General features: G+C 70.4%; 22 protein-coding genes, 1 tRNA gene and 1 pseudogene. 9 read left to right on the top strand and 15 right to left on the bottom strand.

The window, feature by feature from the left end; genetic code table 11:
* The first annotated feature begins 56 nt into the window (after positions 1–56).
* Together ASF21_RS05620 and ASF21_RS05615 are read left to right on the top strand one after the other, a co-directional pair.
* Positions 57–989 (top strand): hypothetical protein, encoded by a 933-nt coding sequence (locus ASF21_RS05620; protein ID WP_055767878.1) that lies wholly within the window; start codon positions 57–59, stop codon positions 987–989.
* Positions 986–1486, top strand: coding sequence for a DUF6314 family protein (locus ASF21_RS05615; protein ID WP_055767875.1), 501 nt, complete (start codon positions 986–988; stop codon positions 1484–1486). The genes ASF21_RS05620 and ASF21_RS05615 overlap by 4 nt, the downstream gene beginning before the upstream one ends.
* On the opposite strand, the gene ASF21_RS05610 is transcribed toward ASF21_RS05615, so the two are convergent.
* Positions 1487–2455, bottom strand: coding sequence for an acyltransferase family protein (locus ASF21_RS05610; protein WP_268753678.1), 969 nt, complete (start codon positions 2453–2455; stop codon positions 1487–1489). It abuts the gene before it with no gap.
* Positions 2456–2737: 282 nt separating this feature from the next.
* Here ASF21_RS05610 and ASF21_RS05605 point away from each other — a divergent pair, with 282 nt between their 5' ends.
* Positions 2738–3736 (top strand): acyltransferase family protein, encoded by a 999-nt coding sequence (locus tag ASF21_RS05605; RefSeq protein ID WP_055767869.1) that lies wholly within the window; start codon positions 2738–2740, stop codon positions 3734–3736.
* Between the two features lie 886 nt (positions 3737–4622).
* On the opposite strand, the gene ASF21_RS05600 is transcribed toward ASF21_RS05605, so the two are convergent.
* The 3 genes from ASF21_RS05600 to ASF21_RS05590 form a co-directional block, all read right to left on the bottom strand.
* Entirely contained in the window at positions 4623–4952 is a 330-nt protein-coding gene (locus ASF21_RS05600) for a hypothetical protein (RefSeq protein ID WP_055767866.1), read from the bottom strand.
* A 111-nt stretch (positions 4953–5063) separates the two neighbouring features.
* Positions 5064–5145: transfer RNA gene (locus ASF21_RS05595), tRNA-Tyr, on the bottom strand.
* Between the two features lie 122 nt (positions 5146–5267).
* Positions 5268–5684: a hypothetical protein gene (locus ASF21_RS05590; protein ID WP_055767863.1), complete on the bottom strand. Its 417-nt coding sequence runs from the start codon at positions 5682–5684 to the stop codon at positions 5268–5270.
* Between the two features lie 163 nt (positions 5685–5847).
* Here ASF21_RS05590 and ASF21_RS05585 point away from each other — a divergent pair.
* Positions 5848–6312 (top strand): annotated as a pseudogene (locus ASF21_RS05585) (YajQ family cyclic di-GMP-binding protein); the annotation flags it as partial.
* Positions 6313–6364: 52 nt separating this feature from the next.
* On the opposite strand, the gene htpX reads toward ASF21_RS05585, so the two are convergent.
* From htpX to ASF21_RS05565, 4 genes are all read right to left on the bottom strand, one after another.
* The gene (gene htpX, locus ASF21_RS05580; RefSeq protein WP_055767860.1) at positions 6365–7246 is read right to left on the bottom strand and encodes a zinc metalloprotease HtpX; all 882 of its coding nucleotides are present in this window, start codon (positions 7244–7246) and stop codon (positions 6365–6367) included.
* 117 nt (positions 7247–7363) lie between these two features.
* Entirely contained in the window at positions 7364–8650 is a 1287-nt protein-coding gene (locus ASF21_RS05575) for an MFS transporter (RefSeq protein ID WP_055767857.1), read from the bottom strand.
* Positions 8651–8703: 53 nt separating this feature from the next.
* Positions 8704–9297: a hypothetical protein gene (locus tag ASF21_RS05570; protein WP_055767854.1), complete on the bottom strand. Its 594-nt coding sequence runs from the start codon at positions 9295–9297 to the stop codon at positions 8704–8706.
* 53 nt (positions 9298–9350) lie between these two features.
* Positions 9351–10055, bottom strand: coding sequence for an esterase/lipase family protein (locus tag ASF21_RS05565; RefSeq protein ID WP_055767851.1), 705 nt, complete (start codon positions 10053–10055; stop codon positions 9351–9353).
* Positions 10056–10147: 92 nt separating this feature from the next.
* Here ASF21_RS05565 and ASF21_RS05560 point away from each other — a divergent pair, with 92 nt between their 5' ends.
* On the top strand, positions 10148–10636 hold the full coding sequence (locus tag ASF21_RS05560; RefSeq protein ID WP_055767848.1) for a Fur family transcriptional regulator: 489 nt from the start codon (positions 10148–10150) through the stop codon (positions 10634–10636).
* 7 nt (positions 10637–10643) lie between these two features.
* The gene (locus ASF21_RS05555) at positions 10644–12131 is read left to right on the top strand and encodes a catalase (RefSeq protein ID WP_055767845.1); all 1488 of its coding nucleotides are present in this window, start codon (positions 10644–10646) and stop codon (positions 12129–12131) included.
* Positions 12132–12198: 67 nt separating this feature from the next.
* On the opposite strand, the gene ASF21_RS05550 is transcribed toward ASF21_RS05555, so the two are convergent.
* Both ASF21_RS05550 and ASF21_RS05545 read right to left on the bottom strand, forming a co-directional pair.
* On the bottom strand, positions 12199–13158 hold the full coding sequence (locus ASF21_RS05550) for an SDR family NAD(P)-dependent oxidoreductase (protein ID WP_055767842.1): 960 nt from the start codon (positions 13156–13158) through the stop codon (positions 12199–12201).
* 41 nt (positions 13159–13199) lie between these two features.
* Positions 13200–13997, bottom strand: a complete 798-nt coding sequence (locus ASF21_RS05545) for an SDR family NAD(P)-dependent oxidoreductase (protein ID WP_055767837.1) — start codon at positions 13995–13997, stop codon at positions 13200–13202.
* A gap of 101 nt (positions 13998–14098) precedes the next feature.
* Here ASF21_RS05545 and ASF21_RS05540 point away from each other — a divergent pair, with 101 nt between their 5' ends.
* The 3 genes from ASF21_RS05540 to ASF21_RS05530 all read left to right on the top strand — a co-directional run bounded on the left by ASF21_RS05540 (position 14099) and on the right by ASF21_RS05530 (position 16540).
* Complete coding sequence (locus ASF21_RS05540; RefSeq protein ID WP_055767835.1) at positions 14099–14941, top strand: helix-turn-helix transcriptional regulator; 843 nt, start codon at positions 14099–14101, stop codon at positions 14939–14941.
* 81 nt (positions 14942–15022) lie between these two features.
* Positions 15023–16033 carry an adenosine deaminase gene (locus tag ASF21_RS05535; RefSeq protein ID WP_055767833.1) on the top strand — a complete coding sequence of 337 codons (1011 nt, stop codon included), beginning with the start codon at positions 15023–15025 and terminating at the stop codon, positions 16031–16033.
* 30 nt (positions 16034–16063) lie between these two features.
* On the top strand, positions 16064–16540 hold the full coding sequence (locus ASF21_RS05530) for a hypothetical protein (protein WP_055767830.1): 477 nt from the start codon (positions 16064–16066) through the stop codon (positions 16538–16540).
* Positions 16541–16638: 98 nt separating this feature from the next.
* On the opposite strand, the gene ASF21_RS05525 is transcribed toward ASF21_RS05530, so the two are convergent.
* The 5 genes from ASF21_RS05525 to ASF21_RS05505 form a co-directional block, all read right to left on the bottom strand.
* The gene (locus tag ASF21_RS05525) at positions 16639–17856 is read right to left on the bottom strand and encodes a glycerate kinase (protein WP_055767828.1); all 1218 of its coding nucleotides are present in this window, start codon (positions 17854–17856) and stop codon (positions 16639–16641) included.
* Positions 17857–17917: 61 nt separating this feature from the next.
* Positions 17918–19447, bottom strand: a complete 1530-nt coding sequence (locus tag ASF21_RS05520) for an SLC13 family permease (RefSeq protein WP_082471253.1) — start codon at positions 19445–19447, stop codon at positions 17918–17920.
* Entirely contained in the window at positions 19444–20103 is a 660-nt protein-coding gene (locus ASF21_RS05515; RefSeq protein WP_055767825.1) for a response regulator transcription factor, read from the bottom strand. The genes ASF21_RS05520 and ASF21_RS05515 overlap by 4 nt, the downstream gene beginning before the upstream one ends.
* Positions 20100–21680, bottom strand: coding sequence for an ATP-binding protein (locus ASF21_RS05510; RefSeq protein ID WP_235498661.1), 1581 nt, complete (start codon positions 21678–21680; stop codon positions 20100–20102). The genes ASF21_RS05515 and ASF21_RS05510 overlap by 4 nt, the downstream gene beginning before the upstream one ends.
* A 95-nt stretch (positions 21681–21775) precedes the next feature.
* Positions 21776–22339 (bottom strand): hypothetical protein, encoded by a 564-nt coding sequence (locus ASF21_RS05505; RefSeq protein ID WP_157365748.1) that lies wholly within the window; start codon positions 22337–22339, stop codon positions 21776–21778.
* Positions 22340–22473: the final 134 nt, after the last annotated feature.

Below are 22473 nucleotides of genomic sequence, written 5' to 3'. Positions count from 1 at the left end.
GCCTAACAGTTTATACGGTGCCGCACAAGGTGCACGGCCGTCCACGACGGGCTAGCGTGGGAGCCGACGACGCCGAGGGGGACGCCATGCAGGACGCCGCACTGCCGGCCAGCGCCCGCGCTGGCGCGACCCTACTGGCGCAGGCGGACGCCGCCGCGGACCGGCTCGGGTCCCTGCCGTCGACCGGAACCGGCATCGTGACCATCGTGGTTGCCGCCTTCGGTGCGGCAGGATTGACCCTGATGCTCTCGAATGTCCATCCGTCGACAGCGCTGCCGCTCACGCTCGTCGTGCTGCTGGCCCTGATTCTTTTGACCGTGGGCGCCCGCCGCGCACGAAGCACCCTGCCGCGAGGCTGGGACCGCCGGCTCGGGGCAGGTGCCCTCATCCCCTACCTCGCCGTCTTCGTGGTGGACAGCGCCCGGGTCCTGTTCGGTGTCCGGCCCGGTGTTCCGGTCTGGGGCGCGGTGGTGATTGCCGCAGTCCTCATGGCGCCCCTCGCCGCGAGCGGGGTGTGGCTGGTTCGCAGACGCCCGGCGCTGCCGCCATCGGCGGACGGCGCGACGTCGAATCCCTTCGTGGTCTTGGCTGCTCTCGCATCCGTCGACGGCGTGGGTCTCCGAGCCCTGCGGGAGGCAACCGGCATGCCGGCGGCGGACCTCGACCGGATCCTCGACGACTTCGACCGGCGCGAGCTCGTGAACCTCGGGTGGGGTGGTACCCGTCCGGGCCTCAACACCCCGGTCTCCCTCACGAAGGCGGGCGCCACGGCCTATGCCGACCTGCGGGCGCGACTGCGGCCCGCCGCGGAGCACATCGCGTCACAGGGTTCCGCAACGCCCGCGGGGCCTGCAGAACCAGCAGAACCAGCAAATCCGGCACAACCAGCGGTACCAGCAGTGCCCACACGTTCCGCATGTGGCGCCTACGAAGTGCATCCGACGGATGCAGACGGTCCACCCGGTGGGCGAGGCTCGGTCCTGCCGTGATCCCTCCGCCCTTCGCTGTCCCGGACCCGATCGGCTTCCTCCTGGGCTCATGGACCACGCGGCGGTATCTTCTGGACCGCAGCACGAACGCCGTAGGGACCTTCACGGGGACCACGACGTTCACCCCCGACGCCGACGGCCTGCACTGGGCAGAGCTGGGCACGGTCCGATGGCCGTCCTTCGAGGGGCCGGCATCGCGCTCCTACCGGGTCATGCCCGGTGTCGGGACGGCGGTGGAGGTGCTCTTCGAGGACGGGCGGCTGCTCTGCCGTCTCGATCTCTCCGCAGGATCCGCCCGCGACCACCACGACTGCCCGCCGGACACCTATCTGGTCGACTTCACCGTGGGGAGCAATAGCAGGATCGACTACCGCTGGGAGGTGACCGGACCGGCCAAGGACCTCCTGCTCAGCACGACCCTGACGCGGGGGGAGGCTACGCGCGGCCCGGCAGGACGGACGCGGACCGTATCCGGACCGATCTGCCCGTCCGCATGATCAGGTCCTCGCCCGCCGCGTCCGCCGCGCAGGCTCGCGCGGGCGCCGCTTCAGCGCAGGCAGTTCGAACAGCAGGTTGACGGACGCGTGCTTTCGCGTGGAATACATCCAGGCGAGCCCGAGCGGGACCCCCACACCGGCCAGGAGCAGGAGCGGCAGCATGAACCAGGCCTCCGCGACCCCGAGGGCATCGGCGAGCGCCAGGGTGATCATGATGGGACCCAGGTGGGCGACATAGAACACGATCGAGTAGCGCCCCGCGAACTCGAGGGCCGACGTCGCCCAGTTCCTGCCGAGCCGCGGGAACATCCAGCACACCACGGCCAACCCACCGACGACGCCCCACACGTACTCCGCGCGGTAGAGGACCTCGTGGCCGGAGACGTTGAGCAGACCGACCGCGACAGCGGATCCTGTCGCCACGGCCAGAACCCACGGGCGGTTGATCGCGCGCTCGACACGGCCCGGATGCTGCGCGCACCAGGCACCGAAGAAGAAGAACGCCGACAGGAAGGCCATGGTCTCGGGGCGGCTGCCGTCCGGGAGCAGGAGGGACACACCGAGCCCGACGGCGGCGACGGCGAGCGGCGGTACGCGGCGCAGCGGGTAGGCGAGCGCGTAGAACACGAGGATGAACCACAGGTACCAGAGGTAGGTCGGCGAGAGGTAGAAGATCTGCAGCACGGACACCGGGTGGATGTCCCCGCTCGCGGCGAGGATGAGGACCGACCACAGCAGATAGGGCCAGGCCACCATGGAGACCTTGCCGGCGAAGTACCGCCCGCCCGGCTTCGCGACCGACTGCGGGAGCAGGACGCCCGAGAGGAACATCAGCACGGGCATGCGAAACGGCTCGAGGAAGAGATTGACCTCGTCGACCCCGGCGGTCGGCCCCACGGCGACGCGGATCGCCTCGCCCGCGTGCAGCAGGACGACGAGCAGGATGGCGGCGCCCCGCAGGCTGTCCAGCCAACCGACGCGTGTGTGTGCGGTGTCCCCGATCGTGGCCTCCCCTGCCGTTACGTCTCCACCCTAAGTGGGCTTACCGACTCTTCGTGGAGAACGCCCGCGGGGATGGCCGGGTCGACGGGAGATCGGAGAAGTGCTTGGACCGGCGCGGCCCGGCATCCCCGCTCGAGGTCACGGCGGCGCGGGACTATAGCGCGCCGTCGGGCGCCGGTGCGGACCGACTTCGGTGACCGGGCCGAGCCTAGAATCGATGAGGGGGCACCTGAGACCTCGGAGGATGACGTGGCAACCCTGTATGCGCCCGGCACGACGGCGTCCCGGTCCGGTGCCATCGATGCGCTCCGGGTCCTCGCGGTCGTCGGGATCGTCGCCGGACACGTGTGGTCCGGGCCGCTCGTCGATGCCGGCCTGTACACGTGGCACGTGCCCGCCTTCTTCCTGCTCTCGGGGTACCTCTGGAAACCTCGCGAGCCGGGCAGTCGTCGGACGGTCTCCGCGGAAGCCAGGAAGCGGTTCGCGACCATCATGGTTCCCTACATCGCCTGGCTCGGGCTGACCCTCGTCGTGCATCTCGTCATGCTCGATCACCGGGGCCAACTGACGGGCGACGGGGTGGCCCTGCCCCTCGTGGGCGGCTCGGAGAATGCGGGGCCCTTCGGCGCCTACTGGTTCATGCCCGCCCTGTTCCTCTCGGCGATCGCCTACCGCGCGCTCGAAGCCGTTCCCCTCGCGCTCCGGATCGGGATCATCATCGGGATCACCGCGGTCATCCACCGCTTCGGCGACGTCCTCGCTCCGCTACCCCTGTCGGTCGGGGTCGCCGGTGCAGCCCTCGTCTTCATGCTCGGAGGCCAGGGACTGCAGCACGTCCGCGACCACGTCCGGCATCCGGTCCGCACGGGTGGTGCGTGCCTGCTGGCCGGTGCGGCCCCGATCCTCGCGGGGGCCTCGGCGCATCTGGACATCAAGTACGGCGAACTCGGCACCCCGGTCCTCAGCATCGTGGTCGCGGTGCTGATCAGTGGCGGGCTCCTCCTGATCCTCGAAGGCGTGTTCACGCGGCTGCCCGAAGTGGTCCATGCGGGAGCGACCCGCCTTGCCGTCGGGTGCCTGATGGTCGTCCTGACCCACACGTACGTCCTCTGGCTACTGGACATCCCCGACGCGGAACGCTCCGCCTGGGTCCTCGTCACGGCACTCGTTGCGCCGTGGACCGTCGCCCTGGCGCTCAACCGGTCGGCCCTGTCCCGCCCGCTGCTCGGGACGCCCCGCCTCCGGTAGGCCCCCGGCCTGATCCGGGCGGGGCCGGCGCCGCTGGACACCGTACTCGTCACCGATCGTTCATGTGCCCCTTGGATTCTTCTCATCTGGTTCTCATCTTCGCCGCGTAGACAGGTGATGTGGTGTCACCAGCGTCGAAGTCGAAGGTCAGGTACGGGAAATGGTGATCGTGTCGAAGAGTGTGGGCATCGTCCGGCGTTGCATCGAGCGCGTCCAGGAGAATCTCGCCGTACTCGCCGGCCCCGACGAGTTGAGCTACTGATCCGTTCCTGACGATCGCTGGACGCCCTCCCCCGGTGGGCTCGTCGGCGCGTCCGGGCGGCACTGCCGACGGCGCAGCCGGGCACGTGGATCGAAGCCCCGCGTAGAACCGGCAGGCACACGCGGCGACGGTGGAGGTCGTCACCCGTCCACCCGGAACGGTGCGGGAACGTCATGTCTCGGGCGGTGAGTGCAGGCAGAGCCATGGTCACTTCACCACGGAAGGCCGGTACCTCCACTGTTTCCCGTGGTCCGAAGCCGAAGGGTAGATCATCGCGGAGGAAAAGAATCCCGGCTACTACGTCGTCATCATCCGTTCATCCGCCACGGTCGCTGTTGTCACCCAGTTCCCATGTTCGTCGGGTAGACAGGTGTAGTGGTCTCACTGGCAGTACGACAAGGAAGTTGGTTTCAGCCATGGTGATTGTGAAGAAGAGCATGAGCATCGTCCGCCGGTGCATCGAGCGGGTTCAGGGCAACCTTGCGGTCCTTGCAGGCCCAGACGAACTGAACTGCTAGCCGACGGTCGATTCCAGGTGGGGCCCGCCCGGTGAGCGGCGGGCCCCACCTGGTTTCTGCGCGATGGAGACGGCGCTGTCGAGCGACCACACTGGACCGGGTGCGGCTACTGCTGGTCGCGTGGTGACCCTGGCAGCGAGTATCCCTGGAACAGGGACCAAGTCACCGACGATCCACCCCGTACGCTGCGCCCGCGGCCGATGCCGGAACGGCAATCCCCCTGATGCTCACCGCTGTCACCGCCGACCCCGTGGAGACCGCCCGACGCGAGACCGGAGGCGTTCACCGTGTCCCCCTTGGTGATGGATACGTCCTGGTCGGCGCCCGTCCACCCGGAGATGGTGAGCCCGGGACGGTTCACGTGCCCTGACGTGGCGTGGATGGCCATGGCGACGGCAGCGTGCCCGCCACGATCGATAGCGGTGCGGCGGGCCACAGTGACTCCAGGGTCGGCGCTGGTGCAGACCGTGGGCTCGGCCCTGGAGTCTCAACGCGAGAGGCCGGCACCTCCACCGTTTCCAGTGGCTGTACCGGCCTCTCCTTGCTGTGGCAGATGAGGGATTCGAACCCCCGTAGGCGTTGCCAGCTGATTTACAGTCAGCCCCCTTTGGCCGCTCGGGTAATCTGCCGAACGTCTTCACAGGAAGACCGCCCGCAGCAAGCGCGGGCAAGACAACTTTACAGACAAACCAGCCCGGTGACGAATCGGCCCGAGGTACCGGGCCAGGAGGCTGCCACGGGACGGCGCAGCTCAGAGACCGGCGGCGACCCGGCGCTGGATCTTCGCGTAGAACCCGTCGGCCTGCTCGGACGTCACGAGGCGGAGGAGGACGGCCTGGTCGAGGTCGGATCGCACCCCGGCCAGGCGCTCGGCCGCTGTTGGGCCGGCGTTCGCGGAACCGGCGACGGCAGGACCGGCCAGTACGAGCGGTGCAGGCACAGCGAGACCCACGGTCGACCCCGTGTCGAACCCGCGGACCAGGCCGTCGGTGTCGTAGTCCGGCGACTCCGCGAGGTCGGAGGTCTCGATGACGGACGACGGCGCGACGGCGAGGGCCGGCACCGGAGCCATTCCCGAGAGGGCCGCCGCACTCGCGGCGGCGAGGAACGAGCCGGCCACGGCTCGCCGAAGGCGGACCCGGTAGCGGCGGCGGGCGGTTTCGAGCATCGTTCTGGCTCCTTGGATCTCAGGTGGTAAGACCAACCGTTTCACCCGTCCGTGTGGACGTACCCGGAGACGGCTGTCCGCTTCCTGTGAGACCGCGCGCGCTCCGCGACAGGCGTTGCGGATAGTCTTGGGGGCAAGAATCCCCATCACCCCAGGAGGCATCGTGGCTAGCGAATCCACGTTCGACGTCGTCAGCAAAGTGGACAAGCAGGAGGTCGCCAACGCGCTGAACCAGGCGCAGAAGGAGATCGCCCAGCGGTACGACTTCAAGGGGGTCGGCGCGGAGGTGGACTTCAGCGGCGAGAAGATCCTGATGAAGGCGAACTCCGAGGAGCGCGTACTGGCCGTCCTCGACGTCCTGCAGTCCAAGATGATCAAGCGCGGCATCTCCCTGAAGTCCCTCGACACCGGCGAGCCGTTCCCGTCGGGGAAGGAGTTCCGCCTGGAGACCTCCATCAAGGAGGGGATCGCCCAGGACATCGCGAAGAAGATCAACAAGCTCATCCGCGACGAGGGCCCCAAGGGCGTGAAGTCCCAGATCCAGGGCGACGAGCTGCGGGTCAGCTCGAAGTCCCGTGATGACCTGCAGGAGACCATGACCCTCCTGCGCGGCTTCGAGGAAGCCGACGGCCCACCTCCTCGGGGAGGTGGGCCGCCGTCGTCGTGCCGGATCGTCGGGTTCAGCCCCGCGGCCGCCCGGCCATGCCCTCGAGGCGTGCGATGCGCTGGTCCATCGGCGGGTGCGTCGCGAACAGCTTGCCCACCCCGCCGCCCTTGAAGGGGTTGGCGATCATGAGGTGCGAGGTGTTGACGAGGCGCTGCTCCTGCGGCAGCGGCGCCCGCTGGGTGCCGGCCGCCAGCTTGCGGAGGGCCGAGGCGAGGGCCAGCGGATCGTCGGTGAGGATCGCGCCGTCCTCGTCGGCGTCGAACTCACGCGTCCGACCGATGGCCGTCTGGATGAGGCCGGCCGCGAGAGGTGCCAGGATGGCCAGCAGCAGCGCGCCGATCGCGTTCCCGCCGCTCTGGTTCCGGTTCCCGCCCATCATGCCGGTGAAGGCGAACATCTGTGCCACCGAGGTGATGACGCCGGCGACCGCCGCCGCGATGGATCCGGTGAGGATGTCGCGGTTGTACACGTGCATCAGCTCGTGGCCGAGGACACCGCGCAGCTCGCGCTCGTCGAGCAGCTGGAGGATCCCCTCGGTGCAGCAGACCGCTGAGTTCTCGGGGTTGCGGCCCGTGGCGAACGCATTGGGCGCCTGCGTGGGCGAGACGTAGAGCCTCGGCATGGGCTTCTGCGCCCGCATGCTCAGCTCGCGGACGATGCGGTACATGGCTGGCTGCTGCTGCTCCGTGACCTCGACGGCGCGCATGCTGCGGATGGCGATCTTGTCGCTGTTCCAGTAGCTGTAGGCGATCGAGCCGACGCCGAGCAGGGCGAACAGCCAGATGAACATGGAGCTGCCAGTCGCTCCCGCGATGACCGCACCGAAGACGAGGAAGATGCCCATGAGGGCGCCGAACAACAACGCCGTCTTGGCACCGTTGAAATGGTTGTGCACGTCGTACTCCTTGCGCTGTGGACGCCGACCGCTCCGTCCGGGTGGACGGCGCACGGTTGTTGCCTGTCCCCTCATGGTAGGACGTGGCTCTGCACGCGCGCTGGGAGGGCGAGGGGGTCAGGGCTCGGGGCGCCGCGAGTCGTACTGCGCGAACCGCGGTTGCCACCGGGCGACGGCGAGCACCAGGAGGATGCACGCGAGGCCCCCGACGACGGCGGTCCAGCCCTCGCCGAGCCATGAGGCCTGGCCGCCCGCCACCATGTCCCCGAGGCGCGGCCCCCCGGCGACGACCACGATGAAGACGCCCTGCAGGCGCCCGCGCATCGCGTCCGGCGTGGCGGACTGGAGGATGGTGTTGCGGAAGACGCTGCTGATGGAGTCCGCGATGCCGGACAGCACGAGGCACGCCGCCGCCGGGAGCACCCAGACGGACAACTCGCCCTCGCCGGGGGTCGGCAGGGACGAGGACCCTGCCATCACGACGACGAGGCCGAACCCCGACACCGACGCCCCCCATCCGACGATCGACCAGATGACGGCCTGGCCCTGCCGGTGGATGCGACCGAGGGGTCCGGAGAAGAGACCCGCCAGGACCGATCCGAAGGCGGCGGAGGCGAGGAGGATCCCGACGGTCAGCTCGCCGCCGCCGATCAGTACCGCCCCGACTGCGGGCAGCAGCGCCCGGGGCTGTGAGGTGATCATGGCGATCAGGTCCAGCACGAACGTCATGCGGATGTTCGGCCGTGTTCCGAGGAAACGGAAGCCCTCGAGGACCGTGGCGAGCCCGGCGCGCCGCTGCGGACCCTCCGGGGGCAGGGGCGGCAACCGGTAGAGCGCCCACAGCGCGAAGGTGAACGTGACGACGTCGACCGTATAGGTCCAGGCGTAGCCGACCTGCGCGACGAGCAGGCCCGCGAGCAGCGGGCCGACGGTGAACGCGAGGCCGAAGGTGATCATGCTGAGGGCGTTGGCCGCAGGCAGCAGTTCCGGCCGGACGAGGCGCGGGATGATCGAGCTGCGCGTGGGCTGGTTGATGCCGGCCGCACCGGACTGGACGGCGATCAGTGCGTACAGCAGCCAGACGCTGTCCACGCCGATCCAGGCCTGCGCCGCGATGGCCATGGTGGTGGCCCAGAGTGCGAAGCCGGAGTACAGCGCGACCTTGCGGCGGTCCTGCGCGTCGGCGATCGCGCCGCCGTACAGTCCCGCCACCACGAGGGGCACGAGGGCGAAGAGGCTGAGGAGGCCGACGCTGAGGGTGGACTGCGTCAGCGAGTAGATCTGCAGGCTGACGGCCACGATGGTGAGCTGCGTGCCGATCGCCGAGAGCGCCGTGCCGACATAGAGCCGACGGAACGCCGGCGACTCCCGCAGCGGGGTGATGTCGGCGAGGAGTCTGGGCACGGAAGAAGTCTAGCGGCGGGATGATTCACTCCAGCAACTATCCGACGTGCCTGCTACGGCTCGTCCGGAACGACCGCTCCGTCCGGCAGGCGGACTCCCGCGAGTTCGAGCTGCCCGGGCGGCACCGTGCGGTAGGCGTGGCTCTCTCCGTGGTCGGGAACCCCGGGCTCCTCGTCCGCCGGGAGCTGCCGTGTGCGCGGCGCATCGCCGTCCGTGGAGGGCCGGCCCAGCGGTCTGCAGGCTCCCGTCGACGGCTCGCAGATGATCACGGAGCCCGTGGTCCCGGTCAGCTCGTCGGGGAGGAACCGCGCCGTCCCGTCCGGGCCGGCTCCGGGCGGCGAGGGGCAGGCCCCCGGGTGGACGGAGCAGACATCCGGGGGCACGCCGACACCGCCGGGAACCGCGGGTCCGGCGTCCGCGTGGCGCGCCGGCATACCCGGCGCGGACGGACCCACCGACGGCGGCACGGCCGCCGTCGCACTGTACGCGGCTCCCGTCAGGGCCAGGATCCCGGCGACGGCGAGGAGCGGACAGTGTCGTGGCCGGGCCGGCCGCTTCCCCGCCGGCACCGGTCCATCGACGGGAGCGCGGAGGTCGCCGATCAGCGCGTCCGCCGCCCCTGGCGTGCCGTCCTCGACTCCTCGCATGCCCCTACCCTGCCCGCCCCGTAGCCCAGCCGCAAGGAACGGCCGCCGGCCGGTCAGGCGCTGTCGCGCTCCCCCGCCTCGATGGCCCGGTCGATCTCCTGCAGGACCCGCGCATCGGCGATCGGACGGAAGTGGCCCATGGTGTCGAGCTGGATGTTGCGCGCACCGTCGACGAAGCTGCCGCCGGGGATGTGCGGATCGAAGCGGCTGTAGATCGACGTGATGCGGCCGTTGAGCTCGAGGTTGTTCCGCAGGCTCAGCAGCGTCGGGTTGTGCGGGGAGAACGCGCGGATGCTCGGCAGGATGAAGAAGTTGGCCCAGACGGACCCGGAGAAGGGCGAATTGACCGCCACCAGTCGGCTCACGCGCCCGGTGGAACCGGACATGGTCATGAGGAACTTGCCGATCAGGCCGCCCTTGCTGTGGGCCACGACCACCACGTCGGTCAGGTCGTGCTCCTCCAGGTAGGCCGCGGCGAGCTGCGCCATCGCCTCGACCGTTCCGCGGTTGTAGCCGAGCTTCTGCACCACGTGGACGGGATGCCCCGCGGCGTGGAGGTGCTTCGCGACGGGCCGCATGAACTGCCAGGTCTCGTAGATGCCCGGGATCAGCAGGACGGGCGCCTTGCCCTCGGGGGCACCGGGGTCGGTGATCAGGTACTGCGCGGGGTCGGCCCGGACGAGGAAGGCGTGCGCCTGCCAGAACCCGACGTACGCGTAGTCCAGCGCCCAGGCCCAGCCGCGTCTGATGAGGTTCACCCCGTCCACGGTACCGACCCGCGAGGGTGGATGGGGCACAACTTAGCCGAGCCTTATTGTGAGTTATTCAGATCTACTGGTTGACTGGTCCCATGACGCACACAGCGATGGCCCTGCAGGACCGGGAGGCCCTGTGGACCGCCGCCCTGCATTCCGCCGGGCGCCGCGTGACGCGCCAGCGGCTCACCGTCCTCACCGCCGTCGACCGCCTTCCCCACGCGACGGCGGACGACGCAGCCGCCGCCGTCCGGGCCGGCCTGCCCCACATCACCGTGCAGTCCGTCTACGTGATCCTCGCCGACCTCACCGACATCGGCCTACTGCGCCGCGTCGAGACGCCGCACTCCCCTGCCCGGTACGAGACCCGCGTGGGAGACAACCACCACCACGCGGTCTGCACCGGGTGCGGACGCATCGAGGACGTCGACTGCGCCGTCGGCCACGCCCCCTGCCTCACCCCCGAATGGTCGCCCGGGGCATCCCGGATGACCATCCAGATCGCGGAGGTCCTGTACCAGGGCCTCTGTGACGACTGCCGCTCGGCAGCCCACAGCCGTCCACGATCCGCACCACAGGAATAGGAGCACCATGTCCGCCAACTTCAGCACGACCCAGTCCGGCGCACCCGTCATCGACGACAGCAACTCGTCGGTCCTCGGCCGCGACGGAGCCATCCCGCTCACCGACCACTACCTCATCGAGAAGCTCGCGCAGTTCAACCGTGAGCGCGTCCCCGAGCGCGTGGTCCACGCCAAGGGCGGCGGAGCCTTCGGTGTCTTCGAGACCACCGAGGACGTCAGCATGTACACGCGCGCCGCACTCTTCCAGAAGGGCACGACGACGGAGACCCTCCTGCGGTTCTCCTCCGTGGCAGGCGAGCAGGGCTCCCCCGACACGTGGCGCGATCCCCGCGGCTTCGCCCTGAAGTTCTACACCTCAGAGGGCAACTACGACCTCGTGGGCAACAACACGCCGGTGTTCTTCATCCGGGACGGCATCAAGTTCCCGGACTTCATCCACTCCCAGAAGCGCCTGCCCGGCACCAACCTGCGCGACGCCGACATGCAGTGGGACTTCTGGACGCTCAGCCCGGAATCGGCCCACCAGGTCACGTGGCTGATGGGTGACCGCGGCCTGCCGAACTCGTGGCGCACCATGAACGGCTACGGCTCGCACACCTACATGTGGATCAACGAGTCGGACGAGAAGTTCTGGGTGAAGTACCACTTCAAGTCCAACCAGGGCCACGAGGTCCTCACCGTCGACGAGGCCGAGGCGCTCGCCGGCTCGGACGCCGACCACCACCTGCGCGACCTCTCTGAGAACATCGCGAAGGGCAACCACCCGAGCTGGGACCTGAAGGTCCAGATCATGCCCTACGAGGATGCGAAGGCGTACCGCTTCAACCCGTTCGACCTCACCAAGGTGTGGCCGCAGGGCGACTACCCGCTCATCCCGGTCGGCAAGCTCACGCTGAACCGCAACCCGGAGAACTACTTCGCGCAGATCGAGCAGGCCACCTTCGCGCCGTCGAACTTCGTCCCCGGCATCGCCGCGAGCCCCGACCGCATGCTGCAGGCCCGCATCTTCTCCTACGCCGACGCGCACCGTTACCGCGTGGGCACCAACCACGCGCAGCTGCCCGTCAACATGCCGAAGAACGAGGTGCGGAACTACTCGAAGGACGGCGCTGCGCGCTACCACTTCAACTCCGCCGCCACACCGGTCTACGCACCGAACTCGGTGGGCGGACCCGCGGCCGACCCGGCGCAGTACGGCGCGCACGGCGGCTGGGAGAACGACGGCGACCTCGTGTACGCGGCGCACTCGCTGCACGCCGAGGACGACGACTTCGGCCAGGCGGGGACCCTCTACCGCGACGTGTTCGACGACGCGCAGCGGGCCCGCTTCCTGGAGACGATCACGGGTGCCGTGGGTGGCGTGCAGAGTGACGACATCCGCGCCCGGGCCATCCAGTACTGGGCGAACGTGGACGCAGAACTCGGTGCGAAGCTGGCCGCCAACCTCGGCCACGGCGTCACGCCGGCCACCGAGTCCGAGGCAGCGCTCTACTAGAGCCTCCCGCGGCACGGCAGGACCACACAGGAGGGCGGGCCCACAGGGTCCGCCCTCCTGTGTGCGTTCAGGACACGGAGCGGCGTGCCCCGGCCAGCAGGTCGAGCGTGACGTCCCACAGCCGGTCCGCGTTCTCCGGGTCGATCGCATAGGGCCGTACGCCGGAGATGCCGTCGATGATGGCGGGGACGACCTCCGCCTCCCGGCAGTCCTCGAGGTAGAGTCCGCCCACGCCGTCCAGGAGCGGCGAGGTCGCGGCGAAGACCGAGGTCGCCGCACCCTGCTCCGGGGTCTTGGCGCTCATCCCCGCGGCGATCACCCGTTCCTTCGTCGCGGCGAGGACGTCCGGATCCCAGTGGCGCTGCAGGTTCGTCCAGATACCGCCCGGCATGACGGCGTTCGCGGTGATCCCGTCCGCAGCCCAGCGGTGCGTCGCCCCGACGGCGAAGAGTGCATTCGCCGTCTTGGACTGCCCGTAGGCGTGCCCCGCGTCGTAGGGCCGCTGCCGGAAGAAGAGGTCCTCGTACACGATGTCCGACATCCCGTGCCCGCTGGAACTCAGCGAGACGATCCGCGCTCCGCCGGCCGCTGCGAGGGCGCCGTGCAGACCGATCGCGAGCGCGGCGTGACCCAGGTGGTTGGTCGCGAATTGGAGCTCCCACCCGAGCGGCGTCCGCAGTTCGGGGGTCATCATGATCCCGGCGTTGTTGACCAGGAGGTGCAGGGGACCGGACCACCCACCCGTGAAGCGGTCGACCGCGGAGAGGTCCGCGAGATCGAGCGGACGCACGTGCACGACGGCGCCGCCGCTGGACCGGGCGATGTCCCCGGCGACGCGACGGCCGGCGTCGACGTCCCGGACCGCGATCGTCACCTCGGCGCCGGCATGGGCCAGCGCCCGCGCGGTCTCGATCCCGATCCCCGAGGCCGCACCCGTGACCACGGCGGTGCGGCCGGCCAGGTCGATGCCCCGCACCACCTCGAGGGCGGTGCTCGCTGCGGTGAAGGGCGAGTCGAAGGTGTTCATCGTGATGTTCCTGACCGTCGTCGTGGCATGGCGGTCGGCCCTCACGCTGCGCGCGTCGAGGAGATACCGCCGTCGACCGCGACGATACTCCCGTGCACCATGCGCGCCGCGTCCGAGGCCAGGAAGAGCACGCCGTCGGCGATGTCCTGCGGTTGCACCACGACGCCCGCCGGGGTGCCGGCGGTCATCGCGTCCAGCACGGCGCGCGCCCCCTCGTTGCCCGGCGTGAGCGTCGCGCCGGGGGACACGGTGTTCACCCGCACTCCCCGGGGGCCGAACTCCGCGGACCAGGACCGTGTCAGTTGCTCGACGGCGGCCTTCGTCGCCGTGTACAGGGCGGCGAACGGATGCCCGACCGAGGCCATCCACGACCCCACGTTGATGACCACCCCGCTGCCGCGCTCCGCCATCGCCGGCAGGATCTCCGCCGCCAGGACATGGGGGGCGCGGATGTTGACGGCGAGCATCGCGTCGAGGTCCGCATCGGCGAGGCCGGGCGTGCTGGGTGCCGGGTAGATGCCGGCGTTGTTGACGAGGATGTCGATCCGGCCGCCGAGCAGGGCGGTCGCCACTGCGGTGAAGGCGCGGAGGTCGGCGTAGGACCCACCGAGGTCGACGGCGAGGAAGCGTGCACTGCCGCCTCCGTCGTCGATCTCCTGCACGACCTCCCGGCCGCGCGTCTCGCTGCGGCCGGCTACCAGGACGGTGGCGCCCGCCGCTGCGAGGGTCCGGGCGATGGCCGCACCGATACCGCTGGTGGCTCCGGTGACGAGGGCCGTCCGGCCGTCGAGGAGGGCGTGCGTCGCAGGGGACGGTGAGGGTGAAGCGATGGATGTCATGGTCCTGTTCTAGTCCGGGAGGCGCGACAGGAACCAGAGCAGGACCAACCGGGGCACGGCAGGACCATGCCGGGCGAGCGCTTACGACCTAGGGTTGGACCATGCCTGCAGACCGGTCCCAGCTCGGCGCCTTCCTCCGCGCGCGCCGCGACGGCCTGACACCGACCGACGCCGGCATGCAGGCCTTCCCCGGCCCCCGGCGGGTCCCCGGCCTCCGCAAGGAGGAACTGGCCGTCCTCGCGGGCGTGAGTGCCGACTACTACAGCAGGCTCGAGCAGGGCCGGCAGGCGAACGTCTCCCGCAGCGTGCTGGACGCGCTCGCGCGGGCGCTCCGGCTCGACGAGGTGGAACGCGCGCACCTGTCCGCGCTGGCCGACCCGACGCCCGCGCGGCGCACGCACACCCCCGACGCGCAGCGGCCGGATGCCGGACTGCTCCGCCTCATGACCACGCTCGACCACGTGCCCGCACTGATCCTCGGGCGCCGCGGGGAGGTCCTGGCGACGAACACCCTGCTCACTGCGGTCCTCCGCGACCTGCCGCCGTCCTCGTCGCTGGTCCGGTTCATGTTCTTCGACCCCGTGGCGCGAGAGCGGATCGTGAACTGGAAGCACTTCGCCGCCACCACCATGGCGGCCCTGCGCGGCGAGCTCGGCCGTCATCCGGAGGACTCGCAGCTGGTGGCCCTGATCGACGAGCTCCGCGCCGGGGATCCCGACGCCGCCCGCTGGTGGGCGGACCACAGCGTCCAGGACTACGCCTCGGCTCCCAAGCGCATCCTGCACCCGGTGGCCGGTGAACTGTCCTTCGACATCGAGACCGTCCTGCCTCCCCGGACCGCCGAGCAGGTACTGATCGTCTACACCGTGCAGCCGGACTCCCCGACCGCCCGCACCCTCCCGTTCCTCGCGAGCTGGAACGCGGACCAGCCGGCCGGGCGCTGACCCCGCTGCCCGTGCAGGGCCGGCACGGGACCACGACGGGCACGGCGCCCCCTGCCTCGCAGGCTCTCGTAGGCTGGGGTGATGCCCTCCCTGCCGCCCTGCGCCGAACTGCACCTCCACATCGAGGGGACCCTCGAGCCCGACCTCGTGTTCACACTCGCCGCCCGCAACGGCATCACCCTCCCCTACGCGGACGCCGCCGACCTGGCCGCACGGTACGACTTCAGCGACCTGCAGTCCTTCCTGGACCTGTACTACGACACCATGGACGTGCTGCGGACCGAGGAGGACTTCGCGGACATGACGCGCGCCTACCTGCGCAGGGCGGCAGCAGCGGGCGTGCGCCATGCGGAGATCATGATGGACCCGCAGGCCCACCTAGCCCGCGGGATCCCGCTGAAGACATGTGTCGACGGCGTGGCCTCGGCCCTTGCCACGAGCGAGACCGAGTTCGGCATCAGCACCCTCCTCATCGCGGCTTTCCTGCGTGACAGGCCCGCTGCGGAGGCCCTCGTGGTCCTGCGTGACCTCATCGCGATGAAGGCGCCGATCGTGGGGATCGGCCTCGACTCGGCGGAGGTCGGCTACCCGCCCTCGCTCTTCGCGGAGGTGTACGACGTCGCCCGTACAGCCGGCCTCCGGTGCGTCGCCCACGCGGGTGAGGAGGGGCCGCCGTCGTATGTGTGGGAGGCCCTCGACGTCCTCCGCGTGGACCGGATCGACCACGGCATCCGGTGCCTCGAGGACGAGGCGCTGGTGGAGCGGCTCGTCGGGGACCGGGTGCCGCTCACCGTGTGCCCGCTCTCGAACGTCCGGCTCCGGGCGGTCACCGGCCTCGCCGACCATCCCCTCCCCCGCATGCTGGAGCGGGGCCTCAACGTCTCGGTCAACTCCGACGACCCCGCCTACTTCGGCGGATACGTGGACGACAACCTCGCCGCGGTGGAGGAGGTGTTCGGGTTCGGCCCCGCCGACCTGGCCCTGCTCGCCTCGAACTCCGTCCGGTCCGCCTTCCTCGGCCAGGCACGACGCGACCTGCTGCTCGGCGAGATCGAGGCCTGGCGCACCACGCGGTCGCCGTCCCCGATGTAGCGCGCCGGGCAGGACGGTGGAAGACTTCAGTTGATCACGCCTGCCGGCCGGCGCCCTGATGAAGGAGACACCATCGAGAAGGACTTCACGATCACCCAGGACGCCGGGATCGCCGAGGTGCTCTGGCGTCCGGGCATCGTGATCGGGCCTCCGGAACTCGACGTGCTCGCCAACACGATCACGCATGCGCCGCGCTGGCGGTCCCGTCCCTTGCTCATCCACCTGGACCTGGTCCGGCACATCACGCCGGACGCGCGCCAGATGCTCGTCGCCTACCACCACGCAGGACCGATCGCCCTCACGGGGAGCGATCCCGTGGACAGGGTGCTGGCCGCCTTCATCGCGCAGTCGAGGAGCCACACCCGGTACTTCGCCCGGACCGGTGACGCCCGGGTCTGGTTGTCCGGCGGGCATCTCGCAGGACTGCCGGTCAGGCTCCTGGACGGTCCGTCCGATCAGTTCCCGGCGGCGCACGGGGTCCTCGTGCCGGCGTCGGCCGAGTGGTGACGGACCACCACCGGGCCGGGTGCAGCCCGCGCCAGGGCCAGGGCCGGAGCCAGGGGTAGCGCACCCACCGCGGGCCGGCAGGAGACCCCCGGTCGGTGTCAGGCGGACGGGCGGACGAGGCGTCGAGCGTCGATGGACGAGGACACCGCCGCACCCAGGAGGAGCAGCCGCATGGTGCGTTCCGTCGCCTCGATGAGGAGCTGCTCGCCGTTGGCCACGGCGTCCTCGAGGTTCATGGGGATGGTCATGATGGAGGCGATGGCGTCGATGCCGATGTCATGCACGTCCGGTGCTCCCTTGCCCAGCGACCCGGCGAGGGCCAGGACGGGGACTCCTGCGAGCTGTGCGCGGCGGGCGATCACGGCCGGCACCTTGCCGTTGGGGGTCTGGAAGTCGATCGCGCCTTCAGCGGTGATCACGAGGTCGGTGCCGCGCATCAACGTCTCGAGATCCAGCCCAGCGAGGCCGCTGTCGATGAGAGCTTCGAAGCGCGGCACCAGCTTCGCTCCGAGGGCGGCGAGTCCGGCACCGAGGCCCCCCGAGGCTCCCGTGCCCGGACCCGAGCGGTAGTCGACGCCGGTGGCCAGGCCGTCCCGCCCGAGCACCCGGGCCCACTGCCGCATGGCCTTGGCGAGGTCCTCCACCTGCTGCGGGGAGGCTCCCTTCTGCGGCCCGAAGACCCGTGCCACGCCCTTCTTGCCGCAGAGGACGTTGTGCTGGTTGCAGGCCACGATCAGGGTGGCCTCCTGCACGGCGGGGTGCAGGTCGGAGAGGTCCAGCCGGTCGGCGTCGATGAGCGCGGAGCCGCCGGCGGGGAGGACCCGGCCCTTGCTGTCGAGGACGCGGGCGCCGAGGGCCTGCAGGGCACCGGCGCCGCCGTCGCTCGTCCCGGAATCGCCGCACCCGATGATGATCGTGCGGAGACCCTCGTCCAGCGCTGCGCGGATCAGCTCACCCACCCCGTAGGTGGTGGTGGCGCCCGGATCACGCAGCGTACGGGGGACGAGTCGGAGCCCGGCAGCGGCCGCCATCTCCACCACGGCCGTCCCCGCGGCACTGCCGCCGAGCCTCGCGAAGTGGGACTCCACCGGTTCGCCCACCGGACCGGTGACGTTCACCGGTACCAGCACGCCACCCGTTGCCGCGGCGAGGGTGGCCGCGGTGCCCTCACCGCCGTCGGCGATCGGCACCGCCGTGATCTGCACGCCGGGGAGGACGCGCCGGACGCCGGCGGCGATGGAGCGGGCCACCGTCTCGGCGCTGAGGGATTCCTTGAAGCCGCTCGGGGCGATGAGTACGCGCTGGGGAACTGACATGGTGGTTCTCCTCGGGATGTGGCGGTCGGGATCGACGATGCAGGATCTGTGGTGCGGGTGGTCAGGGGAAGAGCGGGAGGCCCAGGAGCGGCCAGACGAGGAAGCTGAAGAGCAGCACGAGGGCCACGTTGACGGGTGCCAGGAGCGAGGACAGGCGGAGCAGATCCCTGGCCGCATAGGTCTCGACGTCGTCCACGGCGGCGAACATGGCCACCGGCTTGGCCGAGCTCGTGAGGGTGTGGCAGAACCCGGCTGCGGCGGTGGAGGCGAAGGCCGCGGCCATCGGGTCCACGCCCACGGCCGGAGACAGGGCGATCACGATCGGGATCAGGACGGCCGAGCGCGCGGACCTGCTCTGGATGACCAGGTGGGCGAAGGTGGACAGCAGCACCACGAGGACCACGAAGAGGGGTGCCGCAGCCGCTCCCAGGGACCGGATCGGCTCCAGCACCCCGCCGGCCAGCCACTCGGCGGCACCGGTGGACACCAGGGCGTTGCCGAGGGCGAGGGTCGCGGCCATGAAGAGCAGGAGTGACCAGGGCACGGACTTGAGTCCCTTGGCCAGTTCCACGGAGCCGTAGCTCGGCGAGGCCGCGATCAGGGCCCCGATCAGTGCCACGAGGGCCGGGTCCAGCCCGTGCAGGGGCTCGGTGCACCACAGCACGACGACGGCCCCGAGCAGGAGGGCGGCCCGGGACTCGGCGACGGTCAGGGGCCCGGTGACGGGAGTGGCGGAGTGCCGCTCGAGGTCCCGGGCACTGATGCCCAGTCGCTCGGTGCGATCAGCAGCCGAGGTGAACATGCGCAGCACGATCTCGGCGCAGACGTGCGAGGCGACCAGCGCCAGCGGGAGGCCGAGCAGGAGCCAGGTGGCGAAGTCGAAGCTCTCCCCCGTGGCCGTCTCGAGGATCTGGCTCGTGATCAGGTGCGCTCCGGCCCCGAGGAACGATCCGACGGCCGAGAGCAGGATCACCGAGGGGAAGAGGATCGCCAGAGCCTTGATCAGGGCCTCCCGCTCCCCCAGGGCGTGCCGCAGGGCGAGGAAGACCGGCAGCGCCAGCGCGGCGCGGCCGGAGGTCGACGGGACCGCGAAGGTGGTGACCACGAGGGCGAGGGTGGCCAGGTGGGCGAGCTGCCGTGGCGTGGTCGCTCCCGCGATGATGAAGGCCGCGCCCCGGTTGGCGAGGCCGGAGGCTCGTACCCCTGCCGCGATCACGAAGGCGGCCAGGAGCAGCCAGATCGTCTCCTCACCCAGGGTCGAGAAGAGCGAGGCGGTGTCCATCGTGCCCGTGAGGACCAGGACGGTCGCCGCTCCCAGTGCGATATAGGTGTCATCGATGGCGGTGAAGATCCAGAACCACACGGCGAGGATGAAGACCATCAGCGTGACGGCCCCCTGCGGGGAGAGTCCCGTCCCGGGTTGCTGGGCGGCCAGGATGACGCCTGCTGCGATCAGGAGGCCGGCCAGGGCCGCCACCGCCCGGACGACGGTCCGGCGGACGGAGCCACCGGTCGTGGTGGACGACGGTGCAGCTCCGGAGGTCCCCGATCCTCGTGGCGGGGGCGTGGTGACGTGTTCGATCATGCTCATGGCAGCCGGTACCCCGCTCCCCTGATCGTCTCGATCCGCGCGGCACCGATCTTGCCGCGGAGGGCCCGGACGTAGACATCGACCACGTTCGATCCGGGGTCGAAGTTGTAGCCCCAGACGTGGTTGAGCAGCTGTTCGCGGGAGATGACGCGGTCCGGATGGCGCAGGAAGACCTCGAGGATCGCGAATTCGCGCGCTGTCAGTTCGACGATCTCGTCGCCGATCCGCACGCGCCGGGAGTGGAGGTCGAGGGACAGCCCGCCGTGCTCGATCACGGCACCACCGGTCGCGGGAGCGTGGTCGACGAGGCGCAGCCGGATCCGGGCGATGAGCTCGGCGACGTGGAACGGTTTCGTGACGTAGTCGTTCGCGCCGCCCTCCAGCCCGGCCACCGTGTCCAGCGCACTGTCCCTGGCGGTCAGGACGATCACCGGTGTCGACACCCCCTCACCCCTGATCTGGGCGAGGACCTCGAACCCGTCCAGCAGTGGCAGGCCGATGTCGAGGATGATGAGGTCGAAGCCGGACGCCCGTGCCAGGAAGAGCGCGGTCTCGCCGTCGGCGGCGTGCTCGGTCGAGTAGCCGGCCGCCTGCAGTCCCTTCTGCACGAAGGATGCGACGTGAGGATCGTCCTCGGCGACCAGGATGCGGCTCATGGTGCTCCTTGCGGTGTCGTGCTCCCGATGGCGGGGAGCGAAGCGGTGACGGGCGTCGACTCGTGGTGCCCCGGCGCGCCGTCGCCGGCCGCCCGGACCCCGGGTGGGCCGGGCGCACCGGACGGCGGTTCCACCGCGGGCCGGTCCGTCGTGTTCTCCGGTGCGGGAAGCAGCAGCCCGAACGTCGCGCCGTTGCCGGGTTCGCTGCGCACCCAGGCTGAGCCGTCGTGGCCGTCGGCGATCGCCCGGACGATCGCGAGACCGAGACCGGCGCCCCCACGCTGGCCGGCGCTGCGTCTGTCAGCAGGCAGGGAGTTGGCAGAGCCGTGCTCGAAGCGTTCGAAGATCGCGGCAGCTTCCTCCTCGGTGACCCCAGGCCCGGCATCCGCGACCCAGATCCGCAGCCGGCGGTCAGGGCCGGTGCCCTCATAGGCGGAACCGATCCTGACGTCGGAATCCCCGGGGGTGTACTGCACGGCGTTCGCCCCGAGTTGGAGCACTGCCTGGGTGATCCGTTGGCTGTCGAGCGCGACAGTACCCTCCGCGACCTCCATGAGCAGCCAGCGCCGGTCACCGAGGGCCTGCATCTTCGCCTCGAGGTCCAGCATCAGGACGGCGACGTCCACCGGTGCCCTCTGGACGAAGTCGGGCCGTTCGGCCTTCACCAGCAGCAGGAGGTCGGACACGATCCGCGCCATCCGGGACAGCTCGCCGTCGACGAGCGCCAGGGTGGCGGCACGGCTCCGGGGATCATCGTCGATGAGCTCGAGGTGGCCGCGGATCACGGTGATCGGCGTCCGTAGCTCGTGGCTGGCGTCGTCGATGAAGTTCCGCTGCGTCACGTAGGCGTGCTCGAGCCGGTCCAGCATGTCGTTGAAGGTGGAGGCGAGGGCTGCGACATCGTCCCGGCCCTGCACCGGCACGCGCGCCGTGAGATCGGATTCGGTGATCTCGGTGGCCACGCGCCGCACGTCCCTGATCGGCCGCAGGATCTGGCCGGCGACCAGCCAGGCGATCCCCGCGGTGAACAGCAGTCCACCGAGCGCGACGAAGAAGATCACGGTGACGGTCTCCTGGACCTGTGCGTACCCGCCGCGGGTGAAGGCGGCGGTGATGAGCGTCCCGTCCTCGGTACCGGCCTCGACCTCCACCTTCCCCCAGCGCATGGGGCCGGCAGCCGTCTCCCGGACACCGGAGGCCGAGGGATCCTCACGGAGGTCCTGCAGTAGGTCCGTGTCGGCGGACAGCCGGTAGGCCTCGTTGTTGCCGCGTCCGGACGATCCGAGGTACAGCACCTCGTCACCGGTGACGCCGAGGATGACCTCCCCGGCCGACGCGTTCTGACGCGAGAGATACCGCTCGAGCAGCTCGCTGACGGACATGTACGGCTGCGCGGTCAGGGGATCCACGGCCTCACCGGCGAAGGTGGTGAACTCCTGGATCTCCTGCACCACGTCGTCGTTCGCATCCCTGTCCACGCCCGCGATCAGCAGTGACCGGACGGTGACGAGCAGCGCGATCAGCGCCAGGGCCGTGGTGAGGACGATCCATCCGACGATCCGCCACCGCGCGGACACCGGAGACCCACCGAGGGGTTTGGCGACCCGCCCGGCCGGGGACGGGTCCCTTACCGGGGCGGCCGCAGACCCGGGACCACCCGGCGGGGAGGCCATCAGTCCTCCCCGGTCGTGGCTGCGTCGTCGTCGATCTCCCCAGGGGCGAGCCCGTCCTCCGTGCCGTCATCGCCGTCGCCGGCTCCGTCGTCGCCGTCGTCGTCGCCCAGCACCTGCCGTTCCACCAGGCCGGGAGTCTCCTGCTGCGGCGGAGCGACGGGGGCGGGCACCGGTGTTGGCACCGGGGGGACCGGTGCCGGGCTCGGCTGAGGTGCGGCGGACGAGTCCGGAGCCGGGGCCGGCGGAGGCGTGGACGGTCCTGACGGCGCGGCCGCAGGTGGTTCGGACGCGGGCGGCGTCACGGCGGCGCCGTCGTCCACCCCGGAACCTGCCCCGGTGGTCCGGGCGAGATCGACCACCACCGTGCGCGGTTCCACCGGCGGCACCTCCGCGGGTCGGCTCAGGGCCTGGCTTCCCACGGCGAGGAGTGCCGGGACGGCGAGCAGCCCTCCTGCAGCGAGCACGCGGGGGATGAGGGACATCGGGACTCCTGGATGGTGGTGCGGTCGGGGCGTGCCGGCGACGGTCCCGATGCGGACGATCATCCACAGCAGGCGCTTCATCGCCATCACCTACTGTCGCGTACTCCCGTGGCACCCCGATGAACCACGGATGAGGATTCCTTCATCCGGCGCCGGTCCAGCGGATTCCCGTCCTCCGCGCACCGCGCCCCGGTCGCTCACGCCACGGGCCGGTC

This window comes from Arthrobacter sp. Leaf234, assembly GCF_001422665.1.
Lineage (GTDB): Bacteria > Actinomycetota > Actinomycetes > Actinomycetales > Micrococcaceae > Arthrobacter_D.
Note: the sequence above shows the minus strand (reverse complement) of the source record. Positions and strands in the feature narration are given on the sequence as shown.

Excerpts from the sequence above, each read along its gene's own strand:
- ASF21_RS05555 (WP_055767845.1), top strand. The coding sequence starts at position 10,644 with ATGTCCGCCAACTTCAGCACGACCCAGTCCGGCGCACCCGTCATCGAC.
- ASF21_RS05570 (WP_055767854.1), bottom strand. The coding sequence starts at position 9,297 with ATGCGAGGAGTCGAGGACGGCACGCCAGGGGCGGCGGACGCGCTGATC.
- ASF21_RS05535 (WP_055767833.1), top strand. The coding sequence starts at position 15,023 with ATGCCCTCCCTGCCGCCCTGCGCCGAACTGCACCTCCACATCGAGGGG.
- ASF21_RS05525 (WP_055767828.1), bottom strand. The coding sequence starts at position 17,856 with ATGTCAGTTCCCCAGCGCGTACTCATCGCCCCGAGCGGCTTCAAGGAA.
- ASF21_RS05550 (WP_055767842.1), bottom strand. The coding sequence starts at position 13,158 with ATGAACACCTTCGACTCGCCCTTCACCGCAGCGAGCACCGCCCTCGAG.
- ASF21_RS05560 (WP_055767848.1), top strand. The coding sequence starts at position 10,148 with ATGACGCACACAGCGATGGCCCTGCAGGACCGGGAGGCCCTGTGGACC.
- ASF21_RS05545 (WP_055767837.1), bottom strand. The coding sequence starts at position 13,997 with ATGACATCCATCGCTTCACCCTCACCGTCCCCTGCGACGCACGCCCTC.
- ASF21_RS05505 (WP_157365748.1), bottom strand. The coding sequence starts at position 22,339 with ATGAAGCGCCTGCTGTGGATGATCGTCCGCATCGGGACCGTCGCCGGC.
- ASF21_RS05540 (WP_055767835.1), top strand. The coding sequence starts at position 14,099 with ATGCCTGCAGACCGGTCCCAGCTCGGCGCCTTCCTCCGCGCGCGCCGC.
- ASF21_RS05520 (WP_082471253.1), bottom strand. The coding sequence starts at position 19,447 with ATGAGCATGATCGAACACGTCACCACGCCCCCGCCACGAGGATCGGGG.
- ASF21_RS05515 (WP_055767825.1), bottom strand. The coding sequence starts at position 20,103 with ATGAGCCGCATCCTGGTCGCCGAGGACGATCCTCACGTCGCATCCTTC.
- ASF21_RS05590 (WP_055767863.1), bottom strand. The coding sequence starts at position 5,684 with ATGCTCGAAACCGCCCGCCGCCGCTACCGGGTCCGCCTTCGGCGAGCC.